The organism is Formosa sejongensis (assembly GCF_033447105.1).
In the GTDB taxonomy this organism is placed as follows: Bacteria; Bacteroidota; Bacteroidia; order Flavobacteriales; family Flavobacteriaceae; genus Formosa.
Genome location: NZ_JAWQUN010000026.1, coordinates 33847 through 56547, shown reverse-complemented (window position 1 = coordinate 56547; position 22701 = coordinate 33847). Strand labels below are relative to the sequence as shown.

At 34.6% G+C, this 22701-nt stretch carries 17 protein-coding genes; 15 read left to right on the top strand and 2 right to left on the bottom strand.

Annotation, left to right across the window (positions count from 1 at the left end; translation table 11 throughout):
• Nucleotides 1-228: 228 nt before the first annotated feature.
• Together R6X41_RS17435 and R6X41_RS17430 are read right to left on the bottom strand one after the other, a co-directional pair.
• Nucleotides 229-1182 carry a Fic family protein gene (locus R6X41_RS17435; protein ID WP_318501637.1) on the bottom strand — a complete coding sequence of 318 codons (954 nt, stop codon included), beginning with the start codon at nucleotides 1180-1182 and terminating at the stop codon, nucleotides 229-231.
• A gap of 97 nt (nucleotides 1183-1279) precedes the next feature.
• Entirely contained in the window at nucleotides 1280-2626 is a 1347-nt protein-coding gene (locus R6X41_RS17430; RefSeq protein ID WP_318501636.1) for an MBL fold metallo-hydrolase, read from the bottom strand.
• Between the two features lie 320 nt (nucleotides 2627-2946).
• On the opposite strand from R6X41_RS17430, the gene R6X41_RS17425 reads away from it, so the two are divergent.
• The 15 genes from R6X41_RS17425 to R6X41_RS17355 all read left to right on the top strand — a co-directional run bounded on the left by R6X41_RS17425 (nucleotide 2947) and on the right by R6X41_RS17355 (nucleotide 22633).
• Nucleotides 2947-4587 carry a tetratricopeptide repeat protein gene (locus R6X41_RS17425; RefSeq protein WP_318501635.1) on the top strand — a complete coding sequence of 547 codons (1641 nt, stop codon included), beginning with the start codon at nucleotides 2947-2949 and terminating at the stop codon, nucleotides 4585-4587.
• A 641-nt stretch (nucleotides 4588-5228) separates the two neighbouring features.
• Complete coding sequence (locus R6X41_RS17420) at nucleotides 5229-5972, top strand: tetratricopeptide repeat protein (protein ID WP_318501634.1); 744 nt, start codon at nucleotides 5229-5231, stop codon at nucleotides 5970-5972.
• A gap of 668 nt (nucleotides 5973-6640) precedes the next feature.
• Nucleotides 6641-7258: a GAP family protein gene (locus tag R6X41_RS17415; protein ID WP_318501633.1), complete on the top strand. Its 618-nt coding sequence runs from the start codon at nucleotides 6641-6643 to the stop codon at nucleotides 7256-7258.
• A gap of 142 nt (nucleotides 7259-7400) precedes the next feature.
• Nucleotides 7401-9032, top strand: a complete 1632-nt coding sequence (locus R6X41_RS17410; protein ID WP_318501632.1) for a tetratricopeptide repeat protein — start codon at nucleotides 7401-7403, stop codon at nucleotides 9030-9032.
• Between the two features lie 178 nt (nucleotides 9033-9210).
• Nucleotides 9211-9447, top strand: coding sequence for a hypothetical protein (locus R6X41_RS17405; RefSeq protein ID WP_318501631.1), 237 nt, complete (start codon nucleotides 9211-9213; stop codon nucleotides 9445-9447).
• Between the two features lie 53 nt (nucleotides 9448-9500).
• The gene (locus tag R6X41_RS17400) at nucleotides 9501-10310 is read left to right on the top strand and encodes a hypothetical protein (protein ID WP_318501630.1); all 810 of its coding nucleotides are present in this window, start codon (nucleotides 9501-9503) and stop codon (nucleotides 10308-10310) included.
• Between the two features lie 64 nt (nucleotides 10311-10374).
• Entirely contained in the window at nucleotides 10375-11841 is a 1467-nt protein-coding gene (locus R6X41_RS17395) for a DUF1254 domain-containing protein (protein WP_318501629.1), read from the top strand.
• Nucleotides 11842-12189: 348 nt separating this feature from the next.
• A complete protein-coding gene (locus R6X41_RS17390; protein WP_412176280.1) occupies nucleotides 12190-13413 on the top strand; it encodes a DUF1254 domain-containing protein in 1224 nt (407 codons plus the stop codon).
• A 108-nt stretch (nucleotides 13414-13521) separates the two neighbouring features.
• A complete protein-coding gene (locus R6X41_RS17385) occupies nucleotides 13522-15111 on the top strand; it encodes a DUF1254 domain-containing protein (RefSeq protein ID WP_318501627.1) in 1590 nt (529 codons plus the stop codon).
• Nucleotides 15112-15270: 159 nt separating this feature from the next.
• Complete coding sequence (locus R6X41_RS17380) at nucleotides 15271-16908, top strand: tetratricopeptide repeat protein (protein ID WP_318501626.1); 1638 nt, start codon at nucleotides 15271-15273, stop codon at nucleotides 16906-16908.
• 177 nt (nucleotides 16909-17085) lie between these two features.
• Entirely contained in the window at nucleotides 17086-17325 is a 240-nt protein-coding gene (locus R6X41_RS17375) for a hypothetical protein (protein ID WP_318501625.1), read from the top strand.
• Nucleotides 17322-18377 (top strand): SphA family protein, encoded by a 1056-nt coding sequence (locus R6X41_RS17370; protein ID WP_318501624.1) that lies wholly within the window; start codon nucleotides 17322-17324, stop codon nucleotides 18375-18377. The genes R6X41_RS17375 and R6X41_RS17370 overlap by 4 nt, the downstream gene beginning before the upstream one ends.
• Before the next feature lie 106 nt (nucleotides 18378-18483).
• Nucleotides 18484-19296, top strand: coding sequence for a hypothetical protein (locus R6X41_RS17365; protein ID WP_318501623.1), 813 nt, complete (start codon nucleotides 18484-18486; stop codon nucleotides 19294-19296).
• Nucleotides 19297-19396: 100 nt separating this feature from the next.
• On the top strand, nucleotides 19397-20914 hold the full coding sequence (locus tag R6X41_RS17360) for a DUF1254 domain-containing protein (RefSeq protein WP_318501622.1): 1518 nt from the start codon (nucleotides 19397-19399) through the stop codon (nucleotides 20912-20914).
• A gap of 144 nt (nucleotides 20915-21058) precedes the next feature.
• Nucleotides 21059-22633, top strand: a complete 1575-nt coding sequence (locus R6X41_RS17355; RefSeq protein WP_318501621.1) for a DUF1254 domain-containing protein — start codon at nucleotides 21059-21061, stop codon at nucleotides 22631-22633.
• The last annotated feature ends 68 nt before the right edge of the window (nucleotides 22634-22701 follow it).

Genomic DNA, 22701 nt, shown 5'->3' with positions numbered 1-22701 from the left:
ATTAATTGCAGCACCTTTAGGTGGTTTAGAGCCATCGCCTATACAACGACTCTGATGGACCTACCATCATCTTATTTACAGCATTCAACCATTTTATTGCCGTGGTTGATTCTTGGCACACTATGGTTTGTTGCGTGGTTTAGCGATTAAGTTAGCAAATAGAAAATACGTGAGTATTTTCGCAAGTAGGTAATAATCAAGCAATTAATTGTACACGGCTTGGCTTAGTTATTTTAAACGATAGATTGTTTTATTTTTTTCTCCTATTTTTTCAAATAAATCTAATTCAGCTCCTTTCTTTAAATCTCTACTGGCAGTTGCAGAAGAAATATTTTTAAAAATATCCATATAATCTTTCCTTGTAAGTTCAGCTTTATTTAATGAAACATAATAATCTAATCTGTCTTTTTCATTAAACGTGCGATTATTAAAATCTAATAATTCACTTATTGAAATGTCAATTACGTTTAGCATATATTCAATAAACTTAGTTGATTTTCCAGATTTATCACTTTCAGCCAAAGCTTTGTAATAGTTGCCTTGGTCATTACTGATTAAAGTTTCAAAAGGCAAAAACTCAAAGATTGGATATTTTTCCATTAAAATTAAAGTTTGCCATAATCTTCCCATTCTGCCATTTCCATCAAAAAAAGGATGTATAAATTCCATTTCGTAATGGAAAACACAACTTTTTATTAATTCAATTTCATCAGACTTTTTCAAATATTCAAAAAGGTCTTTCATTAAGTATGGCACATTTCCAAAAGGTGGTGCTAAAGGCTCAACTTTTGAGCCTTTTACAATTCCGACACTTTGATTTCTATATTTTCCAGAATTTTCAATTAAACCTTCCATTAAGTTTTGATGTGCTTTTAAAAAGGATTTTTCATTTGAAGGGTTGTAATCTTCTAAATTTTCATAAATTTTAATTGCGTTTAAAACTTCAAGAACATCTTTTTTAGGACCAATAACTCTTTTGTTTTCAAGAAGTGCTGTTATTTGTTCTTCTGTAAGTGTGTTTCCTTCTATTTTTAAAGAAGAATGAATAGTTTTGATTCTATTCTGTTTTCTCAATTTAGGTGAAGGTTTGTTTAAAAAATTAGCATTGACTTCTCCTATTTTTACTGAAATAGAAGTAATTAATTTTAAAATAGCAGCTGTTATTTCGTAAGGTGGTTTCATTCGTGATACTATCATTTGATACTATCAAAGATACAATCATTTAATTTGAATTATCTTATGAAACGGAATTTTTTAATTGGGCACAATTACGTAGTAACTACACATCAAAGTCGGCTACATTGTCGCTAAGATCGTATACGGAAACACGATGTATTACGCTTGAAATAATACTGCTACCGGCAGCACTTCTATAACCGCCTGCACAATGCACTACAATGGGTTTATCTGTAGGAATTTTAGTGATTGAATCCCGTAATTGATGTAAAGGAATTGAAATGGCACTTTCAAAAATCTTACCAGCTTCTACTTCACTTGTATTCCGCACATCAATAATAGTATATGCATCTGTGTGTTTTTTAAAGTTTTCAAGATCTAATGCTTCATAGGTTTCAAAAGTATCCGATCCTAAAGTCATTACTGATTTAATTTGTTTTTCATATCCAATTTTTGCAATACGACTAAAAATGGTTTTACGATCGTTTATACTATTTATAACCAAATGAAATGATTCATGAGGTTCAACAATAGATCCCAACCAGGTTTCAACTTTATCATCTTCGGTTTCTGCTCCTATATTTATACTTCCTTTAAGATAATTAGCTTTAAAATCTGCTCCCGACCTTACATCGATAATCAAATCACTAGTGGTCTTAAAATCACTAATTCCAAACTTAAAAGGAATCCCACAAAACGCCTTTTCAAAAGGATTTGCTCCGGCTTTATTTACATCCACATTAAAACCAAAATAAGACGGTATAAAGGGTTGATCTTTTAAAATATGATTCACAAATTCATCTTCAGTTAAATCTTTAAACGCCCAATTCTCTTGTCTCTCTTTTCCTAAGGTACTGGACGCATCTGTACTCATATTTTTACCACATAAAGAGCCTGCGCCATGTGCAGGATATACGATTGTACGATCTGGTAAATGTTTAAATTTAGTTTTTATGGTCGCATACATATTTTTAGCTAACTCTTCACGTTTAGCCTTCATATTACCTGCCTTCTCTCGTAAATCCGGTCTTCCAACATCTCCTATAAATAGCGTGTCACCAGAAAACATTGCATAATTATCAACGTCATCATTCGCAATAATGGTAATACTATCTGGTGAATGTCCTGGAGAGTTTATAGCAGAAAATGTAAGCGCACCAATTTTAACCGTATCTCCATCATCAAACGTTTGGTGTTCATAATTCGCACCCAGCAATTTACTTACATATATTTTTGCACCAGTCTCTTCGTGTATTTGTAAGTGACTACTTATAAAATCGGCATGAGGATGGGTTTCAAAAACGGCTTTTATATGTGCATTGTGTTTTTCTGCTAACACATAATAAGGTCTCGGATCTCTTGAAGGATCTACAATAGCCATTTCATTATTACTGATTATAGCGTACGAATAATGCGCTAATGGTTTGTCTTGAAATTGTATAACATTCATCTTTTTTCTTTTTTTGTTAATCACTGAATAAAAACGGTCTGTCCTCTTATAAAGTTAATACTATTTTTTTCTTCGGAATGTCCTCTTAAAATAATATTACTGTTTATCAATGGAATCTAGTATAAAATATGCATCTAATTTTTTAGTACAAAAAAATCAATATTTACAGTCTAAATCTTCTATAGGTAACCAGATAAGACCATCTTATCATGATACATACCGGACATTCAAACTCTGTCTTTTATGTTCGTTTTAAAAATACTACATTTGATAAATCTATTTTAAAACCCAAATTAACACACGTTACATAGCACACCTAAATGTCGGATAATTTAGCAGAGAAACACATAGTACCCAGATATTCAAAAAAAGAAATTCTAGAGGAATTAGATCGTATTCTATCTCATGAACTCTTCTTGCGCACTCATGTGTTAACGAAATTTCTCAAATTTATTATTGAAGAAACGCTTGAAGGCAATACCCATAATTTAAAGGAATACACCATTGCTGTTAGTGGTTTAGGGAAATCGACAAATTTTAACCCGCAATCAAATGCCACTGTTAGAATTAATGCAGGAAGACTTAGACGGTTATTAAACGAATATTATACCGGTCCAGGAATTACAAATCCCATTAAAATTGAGGTTATTAAAGGCACCTATGTCCCCGTATTTCGATCACACATTATCAATCCAAAGACAGAAATAAAGGGAGATATTAAACCTGTAGTTCATACTAAACCCGTTACTTTTTCAAGATCAAAACTCACCCTTGCCATATTACCATTTCGCAATTTATTGCCAGATAATAAATATGATTTTTTTGTCAATAGATTTGGAGAAGAATTAACGCGAATTTTTAGTACTTCTGAAGAAATCGCAGTAGTTGCCCATTTTTCAACATTAAAGTACGCTACACATATTGAAGACATTAGAAATGTTGGTTCTGATCTGGGTGTACACTATGTTATCCTAGGATCTGTAAAACGTTCTGCTAAAATGATTCGAGTGAATGTCGGATTGGTTGAAACCATGAATGGCATGCAAATCTGGTCTAAAGAGTATACTCACGATTTAGAAAAAGATAAAATAATAGACATACAAGACCAAATTAATAACGATGTCTTTGCTTTATTATGTGGCCAATATGGTTTTATTATAAAGGATACCATGCGTTTGGTTGGAAGCAACATGAAGCAAGATTTACAAGCTTTTGATGCTGTACTATGGTTCCATCATGCTGAATTAACGCATTCTCAAAACGATTTCTTAGAAGCTATAAAAGGTTTAGAAAAGACCTTACAAAATGACCCGAACAATGTGATGTGTTTGTTAATATTGGGAGAAATTTATCTTTGTTGCTACTCATATGGTTACGCTGTAGAAGACCCTGTTAACAAAGCCAGTCAATTCATAGAAAAAGCAATCCTATTAGCACCTTTTTCACAATATGCACACATTCAACGGGGTTGGAAAAATATTCATTTGGGTAAGAAAAAAGAAGCTATCGAATCATTAAAATATAGTGAGCAACTTGCTCCTTCTTCTTTATCTCCCTCATCTATGGGTACACTTGGCTTTGCCTTTGCTTGCGTAGGTGAGTATAAACGGAGTCATAATTTGTTGCAAACAGCACTAAATCTCAACCCATATTGTCCGTATTGGTATTATATGGGACTTTTCTTTGGTTATTATCATAACGAACACTATGAAGAAGCCCTTAAATATGCACAAAAAATGAAGGCCTCAGAAGATGTTTACCTAGTACCATTACTAATGTGTGCCGCAAAAGGACAATTGAATATGAGTGCTGATGCGCACCCTGAAATACATCTATTACATAAAAATTTCTCAAAAATCTTATCGAATCTTAAATTATACCTCAGCTCCTTTATACTAGATGCGGCTTTAATTGATAATATTATTATTGGAGCAGGAAAAACCGGTGTAACTATTTCTTAAAAGAGTTGTTTAAATTTCGCTTTCAAAAAAACACCCTCTAACTTAACATCAATAACACACTTAATAACAATACGTTAATCTTAAAACACAACTATTGCAAACCGTTACATTCTTACTATTTTTGGCTAGACTGTTTTATATTTAGGCTGTAGTAATCTGTATAAAAAAGTAGAAGTTATTGTTGTTAAACTATTTCTATATTTTGTAGAGAATATGGGGTTCTAATTTTCAAATCGAAGGAAACTTTCGACATACAGCTGTAGCCCCAGAAGACTACAAAACACCATTTGAGTTTATAAGTAAACTTACTTTTAATTTATTAAAACCATAAAGGCTTAATCATTCAAAATAAGGTTCTGCCTGAATATATTGGAAACCAGTGATTAGGCCGGAAGTGAAAATTATTCAAGTTTTCATTTAAATAGAAATGACAAGTAGTTTTACGCTTTATGTCAATCTGAATGAACCTTGATTAGACAAGAATTGGAGACCAAGTAAGAGTTAAATTGGTTAAATAACACTATGTATTAAAATTATAAAGGCGATTTGAATCTAGATTTCATATCGCCTTTTTTTTTAGTTCCCTATAAAAATAATACATTTAAACAATTAAAATAAATCAACGCTAATAATAACTAAAAATGAAACGCTTAGAAATAAAAATATTCAAACTTCAAACGCTTTTTCTTAGTGCTTGTTTCCTTGTATTACTATCATGTAACGGAAAAATTTCTGATAAATCTAACGAAAAAGTCACTGAAAAAGTTAAAGAGGAAGTTCCCGAACAAACTAAAGAGGCAGTTGCTGACCAAGCTAAAGGTATAGCTAATTTTAATAAAGGAGTTGAAGCGTTAGATGACAATAACATGCCGTTAGTATTTAAATATTTTATGGCTGCTGCAGAAGAAGGTCATGTAGATTCCCAGTTTAACGTAGCCACCATGTATGAGCAAGGTATTGGGGTTGCTAATAATAATAAAGAAGCTTTTTCTTGGTATGAAATAGCTGCAAAGAACGGAAGCTCTGCTGCACAATTCAATCTTGGAGTATGTTTTGAAAATGGGATTGGTACCTCTGTTAATTTTGAAAAAGCAAATGAATGGTATCGTAAGGCTTCGGTACAAGGTGATGGTTTAGCTGTAGGTAACTTAGGGATGTTGTATATACGTGGAGATGGTGTTCCTGTAAATAAGGTAGCAGGTATAGCATTACTTATAATGTCTACAACAATGGATAATTCTCCCGAAAATAATGCTAAGACAAATATTTCTGCAACTTCTGGTTTAACGGCTAAAATGGTTACTGAAGCCCAAGCACTGTCAGAGGATATGAGAAACGCTCAAAACCTAACACCATTAGATGCATATTTGGAAACATCCAACTAAAAAAATTAGCTTTTCAAAAAATTAATAGTGCATTATATATAAATTAAAAAAGCGATTTGAATGTATATTCAAATCGCTTTTTTATTTGGCATTATTTCACTAATTATAAAGTGCCATAAAACAATGTTTAAAAACACCATTTCGAGACCTATTACAATCGGTGAATTTGAAAAACATTAAGAATGAAGCCGAATCAATCAAAAAATATTAAATTTGAATATATCAATGAAATAACCTAGTTAAATTAAGGTTTTAAATTAATAGCGTACTAAACGATTTATTTCTTTTTTTAAAAAGATTTGCAACTGCTAACTTTATGAAATTACTTGTGTTTAGGTAGGTCCTTTTCTATATAAGTTGAATTTTTTTTTTTGTGGCCTATCGAAAATTTATCGTAAAATTTGAAGAGAAAGTATCGTGAAATTTAAAGCTGTTTGAGCTAAACGTATGTTTCTATATTGTTGATTTTTAGTAGCGAGTTCTTTAAATTTAGATAGTGAACGAAAAATTTAGATAAAAGTTCGTAAGCCTAGATTTTTTTTGCTTGGTTTATCCAGAGCGAAGTCGAAGGATCTTTTTATCAATGAAAAAAATGAACATATAATATTATTTAGAACACGATTAGTTTTAAATCTGTTATTTTATTTTAAAATTTATCCCAGCCTGTAATGACCGAAACCACATTTATTCCTTTGTCGCTAACAATTATGTTAGGACCGCAAATTTTAGTTGCCATGTTATTAATCACTAGAAAAGATGCTGTACAAAGTTCTTTAATTTATATCTTTTCTGTTGTAGCATCCTTGATTGGGATGACTTATTTATATTCCTATCTCATATCCATAACCCATTTTCATAAAATAGCAATTACAGGAAAACCTGTTATAAAATATATACTTGTCGCAGTTCTAGTATTTGTTTTAATACGTACAATCAAAAATCGAAAAAAAATCACGCAGAAACCAAAATGGATGACGAATGTATTGACCTGTTCGTTAAAAAAAGTTGCTTTAATAGGTTTTGCACTCATTGCTTTAATGCCTGCCGACATCGCTGTTGAATTTACAATTGGTAATCTTATCAATGTAAATCACAGTACAATTTTAAGCGCTGTTCCGTTTTTTATTGCAGTATTAGTCCTTGCTTCAACACCGCTATTTATTTATAAAATTTTAGGAAACAAAGGTCCTGGAATTATGGAAAAAACAAATGTATGGCTTAACACGCATGGTTATCTAATTAATGTATTTGTACTTTCTCTTTATATCTTCCTAATTCTAAAGTAGAATTAATTACACTTAAAAAAATGATTTAAAGAACAACTCAAATCGCTTTTTTTTATTTGAGTTTTTAATTTACCATTAAAATACTACATTTGATTAATCTATTTCAAACCCCAAATTAATACACATTACATAGCACAGTTCAATGTCAGATAATTTAGAAGAAAATCACTTAATACATAAGTATTCCAAAAAAGAAATTCTTCAGGAATTAGAGCGTATCTTATCTAGTGATCCATTTTCTCGTTCTGCAGTGTTATCCAATTTTCTAAAATTTATTGTAGAAGAAACACTAGAAGGCCATACTAAGGAGCTCAAAGAATATACCATTGCTGTATATGGCTTAGGAAAAGCTACCAATTTCAATCCACAATCAAACGCCATTGTTAGAATTAATGCGGGTAGACTTAGACGTTTATTAAAAGCCTATTATAATGGTCCTGGAAAAACAAATACTTTAAAGATTGAGGTGATTAAAGGGTCCTACGTTCCTGTATTTCGAACTCAAGAAATAACTAGTAAAAAGAGTGTATTAAAAGAAGAATCAACACCTGCAGCACATTCCTTTTCACGATCAAAATTAACCCTTGCTATTCTCCCCTTTCGAAATTTATGTGCGGATGATGATTATCAATTTTTTGTGGATGGCTTCGGAGAAGAATTAACAAGAATCTTTAGCACTTCTGAAGAAATATCGGTCGTTGCTCACTATTCAACACTCCGGTACGAATCACATAACGTAGATGTTCGAAGTATTGGTGCAGACTTAGGCGTGCATTATATTATAATTGGGTCTGTAAAAAGATCAACAAAAAAAATAAAGATAAATATTGGATTAGTTGAAACTTTAAATGGCATGCAAATATGGTCTAAAACCTATACACACGATTTAGATAAAAACGAAACCATAGATATACAAGACCAAATTAATGAAGATGTTTTTAGTATTTTAAGTGGGCATTATGGGTTTATTTTTAAAGATACCTTGCACTGTTTGGTAGATGATGATATGAACCAAGACTTACAAGCATTTGATGCTATACTTTGGTATAATTACGCCCAGATATCACATTATGAAGAAAATTGTATAAAATGTAGAAAAGCGATAGAAAAGGTCTTGCATAATGATCCTAATCATATAATGTGTTTGTTAACTTTGGGTGATTTGTATCTTTTTTGCTATTCTCTCGGATATAAAACCATTGATAACCCCATAAATGAGGCTTATAAACTCATACAGAAAGCATTGCTAATATCTCCTTTTTCGCAATTTGGAAATCTATTATTGGGTTGGGTAAATGTTTATTTGGGTAAGAAAAAAGAAGCGATTCAGGCTTTTAATTATAGCATGCAACTTGCGCCACCTTCACTTACTTTTAAAGGTACACTTGGCTTTGGACTTTCTTGTTCAGGAGAATACAAACAGGGTTACTTATTAATTAAAGAAGCATTAGATTTCAATCCGTATTGTCCATGGTGGTATTATATGGGCTTGTATTTTGTATATTATAAAAGTAAGAAATATGAAGAGGCTTTAGAGTGTGCTCAAAAAATGTATGCTTCAGATAATGTCTATTTAATACCGCTATTAAACGCAGCAGCGAAAGGGCAACTAGGAGCCATAGACGATGCACAATCTGAAGTGCATCTATTAAATGAAAAATTCTCAGACATTCTATCTCAACTTAAAACCTACCTCAGTACATTTATATTGGATGAGTCTTTGATTGACGAGATTATAAATGGAGCAAAAAAATCAGGTCTTCTTATTCCCTAAATCATTGTCTTAAAACACGTTACAACACAAGGTACCCTTTCCCCTACATAAACACATAAAACACTAACTAACAACACTATACACTAACCGTGTAACGGTTACGTAACGGTATATCTTCTGCATTTTTTATTAGACCATCGTACATTTACAACTCAAATGTAAATTATGCACGTGTCTTATGTCTAAAAAAATCGAAACTATTGTTCAACTATTTCCGGATTTTGAAGAGCAGATCGTTTTTTTATTTCGTACCGACGAAAACTTCAGAGAGCTATGTTCCGATTATATACTATGCCTTTCTATGGTCTTAAAAAGACAAGAGGACATTACTAAACATAAGGAGGAAATTGCTGAGTTTGAAGAATTACAACAGAACCTAGAAGCTGAAATTTTGAATGAAATTAACGCTCTTTAAATAAATATAAACAGACAGAAAACACGAAACTTAATCAACAATTAAAAACACTTATGAAAAATAAAATTACTTTATTATGCTTAATGTTATTCGTTACTGTAATGAATGCACAAGAATCTCAAGAAGAATTAGCTAAAGCGGCACAAAACCCTTTGGCAAACATTATGAGTTTTCCATTCCAATACGATGGTAATTTTGGCTATGGACCTAATAATGACAGAACTCAAAATGTGTTAAACATTGAACCCGTAATCCCGTTAATGGATGGTAAGATTATAACACGAACTATTCTTCCATTTGTTTGGCAGCCTGATTTTGAACACTCATCAGGTTCTGATTTTGGCATGAGTAATATTGAATTTACGGCTTTTTATGTACCTAAATCTAAAGGATTTATTTGGGGATTTGGACCTATTGTAGCATTTCCTATAGGAGATGCTAATTTTGGCTCTAAAAAACTGAGTGTTGGACCATCCTTAGTATTCGTTAAAATGGGTAAAAAGTTTGTCTATGGTACGGTTATCAATAATACATTCTCTGTAGCAGGACCTTCGGATGTTGCAGATATCAATAGTTTCTATTCCGAAGTCTTTGTCAATTACAACATAGCAAAAGGCTTGTATGTTAATTCAGCACCTATTTTCACAGCCAATTGGGAAGCTGAAGACGGGCAAAAGTGGATTGTACCCGTTGGAGCCGGTATAGGTAAAATTGTAAAATTAGGAGGTAAACTTCCGTTAAACTTATATGCGGGTTATTATTACAATGTTGTTAGACCTGATTTTGGACCAAAATCTCAATTGAGATTCCAAGCGACCATGATGTTGCCTACTTCGATTTTAAAAAAGGGTGAAAAGAAATAAGGTTTTAAAAGTCTTAACCCAATAAAAAATAAACTAAAGGAATACGTATTTAAATCAATTAATCATGAATAAAAATGCATTAAAAATTGTTTCTCTAATCTGTTTTGGAGCCTTGGCATTTACTACCAGTTGCAAACAATCTGATAAAAAAGAAAAAGAGACTACTGAAAAAATTAGTGATTCGGTTAGCGTAGCAGACTACAAAGCGATCGCAGAAGAAGGCTTCATTTTTGGCTTACCATTAGTGATGAACTACGCTATTATGAACGAATATGCGGTAGATAAGAATACGAATCAATATAAAGCACCTTTTAATCAAATTAAGAGTGAACCACGGGTATATACTTATGAAGATACTGCTATTCTAAGTCCAAATAGTGATACCCCATACTCGGTTGCATGGTTGGATTTGCGTGCAGAACCGGTTGTAATAACGGTTCCTAAAGTAGACAAGAATCGTTACTATTCAGTTCAAATGGTAGATGGAAATTTATACAACGATGGCTATATAGGAACCCGTGCTACCGGTAACGAAGCTGGTTCTTACGCTGTTGTTGGTCCAGATTGGAATGGTGAGACGCCTAAAGGTGTTAATAAAGTCTTCCGTTCGACTACACCATTTATGTTTACCATTTTCCGTACACAACTGTTTGATCCTGCCGATTTACCAAATGTTGTAAAAGTGCAGAATGGATTTAAGGTTGAAGTGCTTTCTGCATTCCTTGGTACGCCTGCACCAACTGCAGCACCAGTAATTGATTTTCTACCTGCAACATCAAAAGGTGTTCTTGCTAATTTTTATAGTTACCTAAGTGCTGCGCTTAATTATATTCCAGAATCGGAATATGACAAAGACATACGTGCAAAATTAGCTAAAATTGGAATTGGTTCAGGAATGGCATTCGATATAAACAAGCTTACAGCAGAACAAAAACAAGCTATGGAAGAAGGAATGAAAGCTGGTGATGCTAAAGTTGCTAAGGATGTTGCTAGTGGAGCAACAGATGTTCATGGTTGGCAAGTTGGATCGTTGTGGGGAGACATTAATTTCTATAAAGGAGATTGGTTAAAGCGTGCTGCAGGAGGACGAGCTGGAATTTACGGTAGTAATGCTGAAGAAGCCATGTACTTATTATCTCGTGTAGATGAAAATGGAGGAACACTTGATGGTAGTAAGCAAAATTACACCCTTACGTTTGCTAAAGATGAATTACCTCCAGTAAATGCTTTTTGGTCTATAACCATGTACTATAGTGACAGTCAGTTGTTAGTTGAAAATCCTATCGATCGTTACTTGGTAAACTCACCTATGGTTCCTAATATGAAAAAAAATGCCGATGGTTCTTTAACCATTTACATACAATATAAATCGCCAGGAAAAGATAAAGAATCAAACTGGTTGCCGGCACCAAACGGTCCAATTTACTTGGCATTACGTATGTACTATCCATCTCCTGCAACAGATGCTTCTTCTGTATTGCCTCCAGGAAAAGGTACTTGGGGACCTCCAGGTGTAAAGATTGTTGACTAAGTAATTAAAACGATGTCATCTAAAAGCACGATTTCAATTAATTATAAAATATTAAGAATCATGAAAAAAATAAAATTAAATGCCCTTGCCCTTTTTGCTGTCAGCATAGCGACATCAACATTAGCATACGCACAAAATGAAGGGGTTTCACAGGAACTTTTAAATGAGATAGGAATGCCTAACCATGTGGAAACATCTATTGGTAACCTTGAATTCTTTGATGGAGTTCCAACAGACGCTACAATAAATACGGTTTACGATAACCTAGATCGCTCGCGTGCAGTTCAGGTATTTCTAGACAACCAAGGTGCCGCTTCCCTTTATGCTTTGCGTACTGGAAATGCAGGAATTGGTGTAAACGCCTCTAATAAGGTTAGTATTTCTGCACAGTTACTAAAGCCTAGATCACTTTATCTTACAGGTAACACGTCAACGTTATATGCGCTAACTTACCTTAATTTAAGCAAAGGTCCATTAGTGGTTGAACTTCCTGCAGGGATGTTAGGTTTTCTAGATGATGCTTGGTTTCGTTTTGTCGAAAACATGGGTGTTATTGGTCCAGATAAAGGAAAAGGTGGCAAATATTTACTATTGCCTCCAGGTTATACCGGAGAGGTACCTTCTGGCTATTTTGTAGTTAAAATGACAACCAATAACAACCTGATGTTTTTACGGGGTTCAATAGCTAAAGGACTTGAACCAGCTGTAAAGAACATTGAAGATGGACTTAAAATTTATGAGCTTTCAAAAGCTAGTAATCCTCCTACTACCGAATTTATTAACTGGTCTCCTATAAGCTACAATACAGTTTCAACTCGTGGTTTGAGTTTTTACGAAGGTATAAATGAAGTTGTTCAAGCAGAACCAATTGATGCGATTGAAACTGAAATGCGTGGTACTTTAGCAGCAATAGGTATTATTAAAGGCCAACCTTTTAATCCAGATGCACGTATGCAGAAAATATTGATTGAAGCTGCAGATATTGGATCGGCTACTGCTCGTGCCATTACTTATAAGCCACGTATTAGCGGGATTCAAATTTATCCAGATACTAATAGTGCTTGGTCTATGGGTTATGCCAACAAAAACACGTCGTTTATTGACAATGGCGCAATGAATTTAGACGCCAGAGTGTTCTTTCTTTACAACGCCACTGGAGTAACTCCAGCTATGGCATTAACACATGCAGGTGCAGGTTCTGATTATGCAATGGCGCATTTAGATGCCGACAAGAAGCCATTCGATGGATCTAAAACCTATAAATTACACCTGCCTCCTAATGTTCCCGTGAACGATTTCTGGGCGGTTACTTTATACGACACGCAAACACGTTCGTTACTACAAACAGACCAACCTTTTCCAACAGTTGGTAGTCAAGACAAAGGCATCAAAAAAAATAAAGATGGTTCTTATGATCTTTACTTCGGACCAAAAGCTCCAGCTGGTAGAGAAGGCAATTGGTTGCAAACGATACCAGGAAAGAGTTGGTTTCCAATCTTAAGAATGTATGGTCCTCTTGAACCATGGATAAATAAAACTTGGAGACCAAGTGAAGTAGAATTGGTTAAATAATTCAACAATAAATAAGCGTTTTAAAAGCGATTTGAATGTATATTCAAATCGCTTTTATTTTTAATTTTTTTTGTGTTAATTTTGATATGAATTTTAACCACCAAAAGAATGAATTACAAATTATTAATTACTGGAGTTATTCTAACAGCTTTTTTTAGTTGCCAGGAAACAAAAAAAGAAGATACTGTTACTAAATCAGAGGTCATTAACGAAGAGCCTGCTGTTGGAACGTATACACAAACCACAGATATTCCAAAAGGGATATTAACACCAGATGTGGTAGAAACATCTATTGGAACATTAAACTTTTTTGATGGTACGCCAACCCAAGAAACTGTACAATTAGTGTATGACAATCTTGATCGTTCGCGTGGTATTGATGCCTTTTTAAAAGGTATACAAGGCGCTTCACTTAGAGGATTGATCGAAGGACCAAAAGTAATTGGTGCAGGTAAAAACTTCAATGATATCATGATCTTTGCAGGATTATTAGACTCTAAAGGAATATTCCTTACAGGAAACACATCTACACTATACGTTGCTGCTGTGTTAGATTTAAAAAAACATGGACCAATGGTCGTTGAGGCTCCTCCAGGGTTACTTGGTGGATTCGACAATGCCTGGTTTGAATTTGTTGAGAATATTGGTGTTTTTGGACCGGACAAAGGTAAAGGTGGAAAATTCCTAGTATTGCCTCCAAATTACGAAGGTAATATCCCTTCAGGCTACTTCGTTGTAAAGTCAAATACGAACATAACATGGAATTTTATGCGTCTATCTATTGCTGAAGGTTTAGAAAAAGCAGCGAAAATAGCAGAGGACAATGTAAAAGTGTATCCATTGTCTATGGCAGATAATATTCCTGAAATGAATTTTGTAAATGCATCTGATAAATCATTTAATACAGTTCACCATAATGATTATTCTTTCTATGAAGAAATTAATGAAGTGATTCAGTATGAACCATTAGAAATGCTAGACCCGGAAACTAGAGGTTTATTTGCTTCTATTGGTATTGAAAAAGGGAAACCTTTTGCTCCAGACGCTAGAATGAAAAAAATCCTAACAGATGCTGTTGCCATTGGTAATGCTACAATACGTTCTACCATATGGTACCCAAGAACAAGTGGCACTGCAGGCACTATGAAAGGCATACAAATTTACCCTGATACGAACAGTGCTTGGGTGATGGCTTTCTTAGATAAAAACGTATTCTTTAATGGTAAAGATGGACACACCATGAATACTGATGCCAGAGCTTGGTACTACTACGGTTATACTATCGTTACTCCTGCTATGGCGGTTTCTATTCCTGGTAAAGGTTCGGATTATGGGATGGCTTTTGTCGATTCCAATAAAAAACCAATGGATGGTTCTAAAACGTATAAAGTGACTTTACCTCCAAACGTACCCGTAAATAACTTCTGGGCATTCACGATTTATGACACGCAAACACGTTCTATGCTGCAAACAGATCAGCCAAGACCAAGTGTCGGTAGTCAAACCAAAGGATTTAAGGAAAATGCAGACGGTTCAATGGATGTGTATTTTAGCCCAAAAGCACCTGAAGGATTTGAAGGGAACTGGTTACAAACTATTCCTGGAAAGAGTTGGTATATTATCTTAAGAATGTATGGCCCACTAGAACCTTGGTTAGACAAAACTTGGAGACCTAGCGAAGTTATTGAAGTAAAATAATACAACTTTAAATAATAATTCTATTTAACACTAGTTTAAAAGCGATTTGGTAGTTCATCCAAATCGCTTTTTTTTATGTTTATTTTTGCAATTAAAATACTACATTTGATTAATCGATAAAAAAAAACAAACTAACCCACCTCTTTTTAGTACACTTCAATGTCTAATAATTCAGTAGAAAACCACATAACACCTAATTATTCAAAAAAAGAAATTCTACAAGAATTAGATAGAATCCTATCTAGCAAGCCATTTTCTAAATCTGCAGTATTAACTAAATTTCTAAAATTTATTGTTGAAGAAACACTTGAAGGCCACACCCAAAACTTAAAAGAATACACCATTGCTGTGAGTGCCCTAGGGAAGTCAGCAGATTTTGACCCACAATCAAACGCTACGGTTAGAATTAATGCAGGTAGACTTAGACGGTTATTACACACCTATTATGCGGGGCCAGGCAGTATAGACCCCATGAAAATTGAAGTCGTTAAAGGGACTTACGTACCTATGTTTCGATCGCATCTCGTCAAACCAAAGACAGTAATAACAGGAAAGTCAGAACCTATGGCTCAGACCAAACCTCTTACTTTTTCACGATCAAAACTTACCCTTGCTATATTACCTTTTCGGAACTTACTACCAGATGATGAATATCAATTTTTTGTAGATGGGTTTGGAGAAGAATTGACACGAATCTTTAGCGCTTCTGAAGAAATTGCTGTGGTGGCCCATTTTTCAACATTAAAATACGCGACTCATATTGAAGATATCCGAATAGTAGGAGCCGATTTAGGAGTTCATTATGTTATTGTGGGTTCTGTTAAACGCTCTGCTACGAAGATTAGAGTGAATGTCGGATTAGTCGAAACCATGAATGGCATGCAAATATGGGCTAAAGAGTATACGCACGATTTAGAAAAAGACAAAACAATAGACATTCAAGACCAGATTAATGATGATGTATTTGCAATATTAAGCGGTCAATATGGACTTATTATAAGTGACACAGTCCGTTTGGTAGAGGGTGATATGAAGCAAGATTTGCAAACATTTGATGCTGTATTATGGTTTAATCTTACGCAAATAACACATTCAGAAGCAGATTGTATATTGTGTAGAAAGGCTTTAGAAAAGGCCTTACTACATGATCCTAATAATGTGATGTGCCTAATTATTTTGGGCGATTTAAACCTTTTCACCTATTCACTTGGGTACAAAACTGTTGATGATCCCGTAACAGAAGCTATTTCGCTATTAGACAAAGCCTTGAGCATTGCACCTAGGTCCCAATTTGGAAATATCACCCGGGGGTGGGCGAACGTTTATTTGGGTAAGAAAAATGAAGCATCCGAAGCGCTAAAGTACAGTATGGAACTCGGCCCACTTTCTCCATCTGTAAAAAGTACTCTTGGTTTTGCATTTACGTGTTTGGGTGAGTATCTTCTCGGTTTAAATTTGCTACAAGAATCATTAAGTCTCAATCCTTACTGTCCATGGTGGTGTTATTTGGGTTTCTTTTTTTCTTATTATCACAGTGGTGAATATGAAGAAGCATTGTGTTACGCTCAAAAAATGAATGCTTCAGATGACATTTACATGATTCCCTTGATGATGACTGCTGCCAAAGGACAATTGAGTATGATCGCTGACGCAAAACCAGAAGTAGACCTCTTACATGAAAATTTCTCGGAAACTTTATCCAATCTTAAAACATACCTTAGTTCCTTTTTACTAGATGACGCTTTAATTGATACCATTATTTTAGGTGCAAGAAAAGCTGGTGTTACCATTGCTTAAATTAGTTATTTAAGTGTGTTTTAAAACACATTATTATCACTTCTCAATGCATACGCACTGCCTTATTTAAAACGTAACAACCTCTCTTTTGGAACCGTTACATAACCGTTCCAATCATACTATTTTATCTAGACAGCCTTACATTTACAATACCAACTTCAATTAGACGGTCTTAATATGCATAAAAACGTCGATTATATTATTCAACTATTTCCGGATTTTGAAGAGCAGATTGATTTCTTATTTCAAACCGATGAGAACTTCCGAGATATGTGTTCAGACTATATGCTTTGTAAATCTATGATACAGGAATTAAAAAACAAAAAGATTATACATAGTGAAGATTTTACCGAAATGGAAGCATTACAACAGAGTCTTAAGGAAGAAATAGAAGTTCAATTAATTATAAAAAAATGAAAATAACAATTACACAAGTGTTGGTTTTATGGGGGTTTATCTCTTGTTTAACTTTTCAAGCACAAGCACAGGAGAAACCTAAATTAGCATCTCCTTTACAAACAGGACATTATTTACCTGGAATTATTAGCATACGTGATTTTGCCGACCCCGCACCTGCTTCTGGTTTGATTTTTTTAGATTATAATGTATTTCTTTCAGGAGACAAATATTATAATCAGTACGGAAATGAAGTCACTGAAATTGAAGGTCCATTAGGAGCCGATTTTGCATTAAATACCGATGTTAGCGGATACGTTAATAACCCTGTTTTAATGTGGGTTGCCAAACAAAAAGTTTTAGGCGCAACCTATCTTGCAGGTATCTCGATACCTTATAATACGGTAAATGCAGATATTGCATATAATAGAAGTGGCATTATTGATGGTCAAGGCCAAGAAGGAAGTAGCAATAGTAGTGTTTCTGGATTTTCAGATTTTAATGTCATGCCCGTGTATTTATCTTGGGGTTTAAAAGAGTTTGACATTACTGCTGGCTATATGTTTTATGCACCTACAGGAGAATATACTCCAGGAGGTAATAACAATACTGGGTTAGGCTATTGGAGTAATATATTTCAAGTCTTCACCTACTATTATCCAATGAAAATTAAAGGAGAAACCTCTAAAGCATTAGCTGTAATGTTCGCTCCTACCTATGAAATTATAGGAAAAATTAAAGATGCAGAAGTGACACCTGGTAATCGCTTATCATTAGATTATGGACTAGATATGTATTTTACCGAAAAATTATCGGTAGGTATCTATGGTGGTAACAACTGGCAAGTTGGAGACGATACAGGTTCTGGAGTATACTGGGATGGAACTGTTAAAGACCAAAATGGAATTTTAGGTGCGCAAGTTGGTTATTGGCTTTGGACAAACAGATTACAAGCTGTTGCTAAATACGGGGCTACCTATGGCAGTAAACAACGGTTAAAACAAAATTATTTTCAAATTAACCTAACCTTTATTACCAATGCTTTAACAGGAAATAAAGTTGCTAAAAAGTAAACCCTATTTAAGTTTATTCTTATTCTGATTTAGGAAAGACTCTTTTTTAAACTTTGATATAAAAGTAATTTTAGAATAAAATATGAACCGAAATTTAAATGTTATTATGAAAAACAAAATTACGTTATTATGCTTACTGCTATTCGTTACAGCAATGAAAGCTCAAGAATCTACAGAAGAATTAGCTAAGGCAGCACAAAACCCTTTGGCTAACATTATGAGTTTTCCGTTTCAAAACAATACTAATTTTGGATACGGTCCTAATAATGATAGAACACAAGATGTATTAAACATTCAACCTGTATTGCCTTTTTTTGATGGTAAACTTATTACGAGAACTATTATCCCAATTTTATGGCAACCTGATTTTACAGAAACCTCTGGTACCGTTTCTGGAGTAAGTAATATTAATTTTACAGCGTTTTATGTACCAAAGTCTAAAGGAATTGTTTGGGGATTTGGACCTATTATTGCTTTCCCTGCAGGAAATGCTGATTTCGGTTCTAAAAAACTAAGTGTAGGTCCCTCAATAGTGGTATTAAAAATGGGTAAAAAATGGGTGTATGGTGGTGTTATTAACAATACTTTTTCTGTAGCAGGTCCTTCAGATGTGCAAGATGTAAATAACTTTTATGCTCAAGTTTTTGCCAATTATAATTTACCAAAAGGGTTGTATTTAAATACGTCTCCAATTATTACTGCCAATTGGGAAGCAGAAAGCGGCCAACAATGGACCGTTCCAATTGGAGCAGGTATTGGTAAAATTGTAAAACTAGGAGGCAAACTTCCTGTCAATTTTCAAGCAGGTTATTATTACAATATCGTTTCTCCAGATTTTGGCCCTACATCTCAGTTAAGACTACAAGCAACAGTCATGTTACCGACGTCTCTTTTGCATAAATCGGAAGCTACTAAATAAAATACTTGAGACTAAATTTTCTTCTAATCAATAACAGAACTAATACGTCTTTAGTATCAATAATCCAATTAACATTAATTATCATATAAATATTAAAATCATGAAACAAAAATCAATTCACATTTTTGCTGCAGTACTTATTGGTGTATTTGCCGTAAATGTAAGTCATGCACAAAAGTCGTCGAAGATAAAAATGACGACCCCTATCCCGGAGTCTATCACGACGCCCGCTAAGATAGAGTCTCGAATCGGAACGCTAGAGTTTCCACAAGGCTCTCCGACCCAAGACACTGCCGATAAACTCTATGAGTATCTCGACTTTATGCATGGTGTTGAAGCATTTCTTTACGCGCTACCAGGTGCGTCAGTCCATGCGGCTGGTCGAGGTATCAAGAGCATGGGAGGTGACAACCAGACTGTTTTAATAATGGAAGAATTGATGAATGCGAGGTCACTTTTCTTAACCGCCAACACGCAAAGTATTTACAGTATGATGTGGTTGGATCTGAAAGACGGACCATTAGTGTTAGAAACGCCACCTGATGTATTGGGTATTGTAAACGACCACTGGTTCCGCTATGTAGGTGATATCGGAAACGCTGGACCAGATAAAGGTAAAGGAGGCAAGTACTTGTTATTGCCACCGGGCTATAAGGGTGAGGTGCCTCAAGGCTATTTCGTATTGCGCTCTCAAACGTATCAGAACCTGTATTTCTGGCGTGGATTCATCAAAGACGGTAGCACAGCAACAGCAGTAGCAAACACCAAGAAATTCGCAAAAGTGTATCCTCTTAGCGCTATCAACAACCAGCCAGAGATGAAGTATATCGATGTTTCTGACAAAGATTTCAATACCATTGGTAGCAACGACTATAGCTTCTATACAGACATCAACGAGATTGTCCAAGCAGAACCAAACGAGGCTTACAGCCCGGAAATTTTAGGTATGCTTGCTGCTATCGGTATCGAGAAAGGTAAAACTTTTGCTCCTGATGATAAACTTAAGAAGACGCTTACAGAAGCCGTGGCTGTTGGAAATGCAGCAGCAAGAACTATTGCATTCCAGCCTCGAATGGATGACGCGTACTTATCTCCTGGCAGTTCATGGTTCTTCACATTTGTTGGTGGTAGCTACCAGTTCCTATCACAACCAGGCGTGCGCAATTTGGCTGCACGCGACCTATTCCACTACAGTTATACAGGAATCACTCCTGCAATGGCTTTTAAAATGGTAGGACTCGGTTCACAGTACGTTATGTCGACCACAGACTCCAAAGGAAAATCGCTTGATGGGTCTAAGACTTACAAAATACAGCTTCCGGCGAACGTTCCAGCTAAGGATTTCTGGTCACTCGTTGCGTACGACAGTCAAACGCGTTCAATGTTGCAAACCGATCAAGCATTCCCAAGTGTAGGAACTGCAAGCAAAGGTATCGTTACCAATGCTGATGGAACTATTGATATTTGGTTTAGCCCAACTGCTCCAAAAGGGCATGAAAAAAATTGGGTACAAACCATTCCTGGAAGAGGATGGGCTGTGCTGTTTCGATTATACGGTCCTGAGGAAAGCTGGTTCAACAAAACCTGGATGCCGGGTGAATTAGAGTTAGTTAAATAATATAACAATTAGTAAAATTAAAAAACCTAATGAAACTAGTGCCTCTTGTGGTATTAGTTGTATCAATGGCTGCTTGTAAAGAAAAGCCTGCACTAACTGTAAATGAAACAATACTAAATTAATTATTACATAAATACTAAAATCATGAAACAAAAATCAATTCACATTCTTGCTGCAACGCTGCTTGGTGCGTTTATAGTAACTGTAAGTCATGCGCAGGAGAAATCTATAATTGAACCAAAAGTTGGTACCTATAAACAAACAACCGAAATTCCTACAGAAATACTGACACAAGACGTTGTTGAGACATCTATTGGAACCTTAAAATTCTTTGATGGTACACCTACACAAGAAACAGTACAAAAAGTATACGACAATTTGGACCGTTCACGTGGTGTTGAAGCCTTTTTAAAAGGGATTCAAGGTGCATCTGTTAGAGGAATGATAGAAGGACCAAAAGTGCTTGGCGCAAATTTAAAATTCAATGATATTTTAATCTTCTCTCAGTTATTAGATTCTAAAGAGATTTATCTTACTGGAAATACAAATACGTTATACCTTAATCCTATTTTAGACTTAAAAAAACATGGACCAATGGTTGTTGAAACACCTCCAGGATTATTGGGTGGGTTTAATAGCGCTTGGTTTGAATATATAGAAGATATTGGTGTTTTTGGACCAGACAAAGGAAAAGGCGGGAAATTCTTGGTATTACCTCCAGATTATAAAGGCGATGTTCCTTCAGGTTATTTTGTTGTAAAATCTCCAACAAACATTGTGTGGAACTTTATGCGTGTAGGGATCTCTGAAGGATTAGATAAAGCCGTAAAATTGGCAGAAGAAACGGTAAAAGTATATCCATTATCTATGAAGGATAATATTCCTGAAATGAATTTTATAGATGGTTCTGATAAAGCATTTAGTGCCGTTCACCACAACGACTTTTCTTTCTATGAAGAAATTAATGACGTTATTCAATACGAGCCATTAGAAATGTTAGATCCAGAAACACGTGGGTTATTTGCTTCTATTGGTATTGAAAAAGGAAAACCATTTGCACCAGATGCAAGAATGAAAAAAATACTAACCGATGCCGTTGCAATTGGAAATGCTACCGTACGTTCTACCATGTGGTACCCAAGAACAACTGGTACTGGAAATACAATGGAAGGGATTCAAATTTACCCAGACACTGACAGTGCTTGGTTGATGGCTTTCTTAGATAAAAATGTATTCTTTAACGGTAAAGATGGGCATACTATGAACAGTGATGCTAGAGCCTTTTATTACTATGGTTATACCATTGTAACACCTGCTATGGCCGTTTCTATTCCGGGTAAAGGATCGGATTACGGAATAGCATATGTAGATGCTAATAAAAAAGCGATGGATGGTGCTAAAACCTATAAAGTAACTTTACCGGCAAACGTACCAGTAGATAATTTTTGGGCATTCACGATTTATGATACTCAAACACGGTCTATGTTACAAACAGATCAGCCAAAACCAAGTGTAGGTAGTCAAACCAAAGGGTTTAAGAAAAATAAAGACGGTTCTATGGATGTCTATTTTTCGCCAAAAGCACCAAAAGGATTTGAAGGGAACTGGCTGCAAACCATTCCTGGAAAAAGCTGGTTTACGCTTTTAAGAATGTATGGACCATTAAAGCCTTGGTTAGATAAAACTTGGAGACCAGGGGAAATTATAGAAGTTAAATAATATACATGAAAAGTGATTTGATATATCAAATTACTTTTTTCATGAGTTTACAAGAAAAATATTACTTT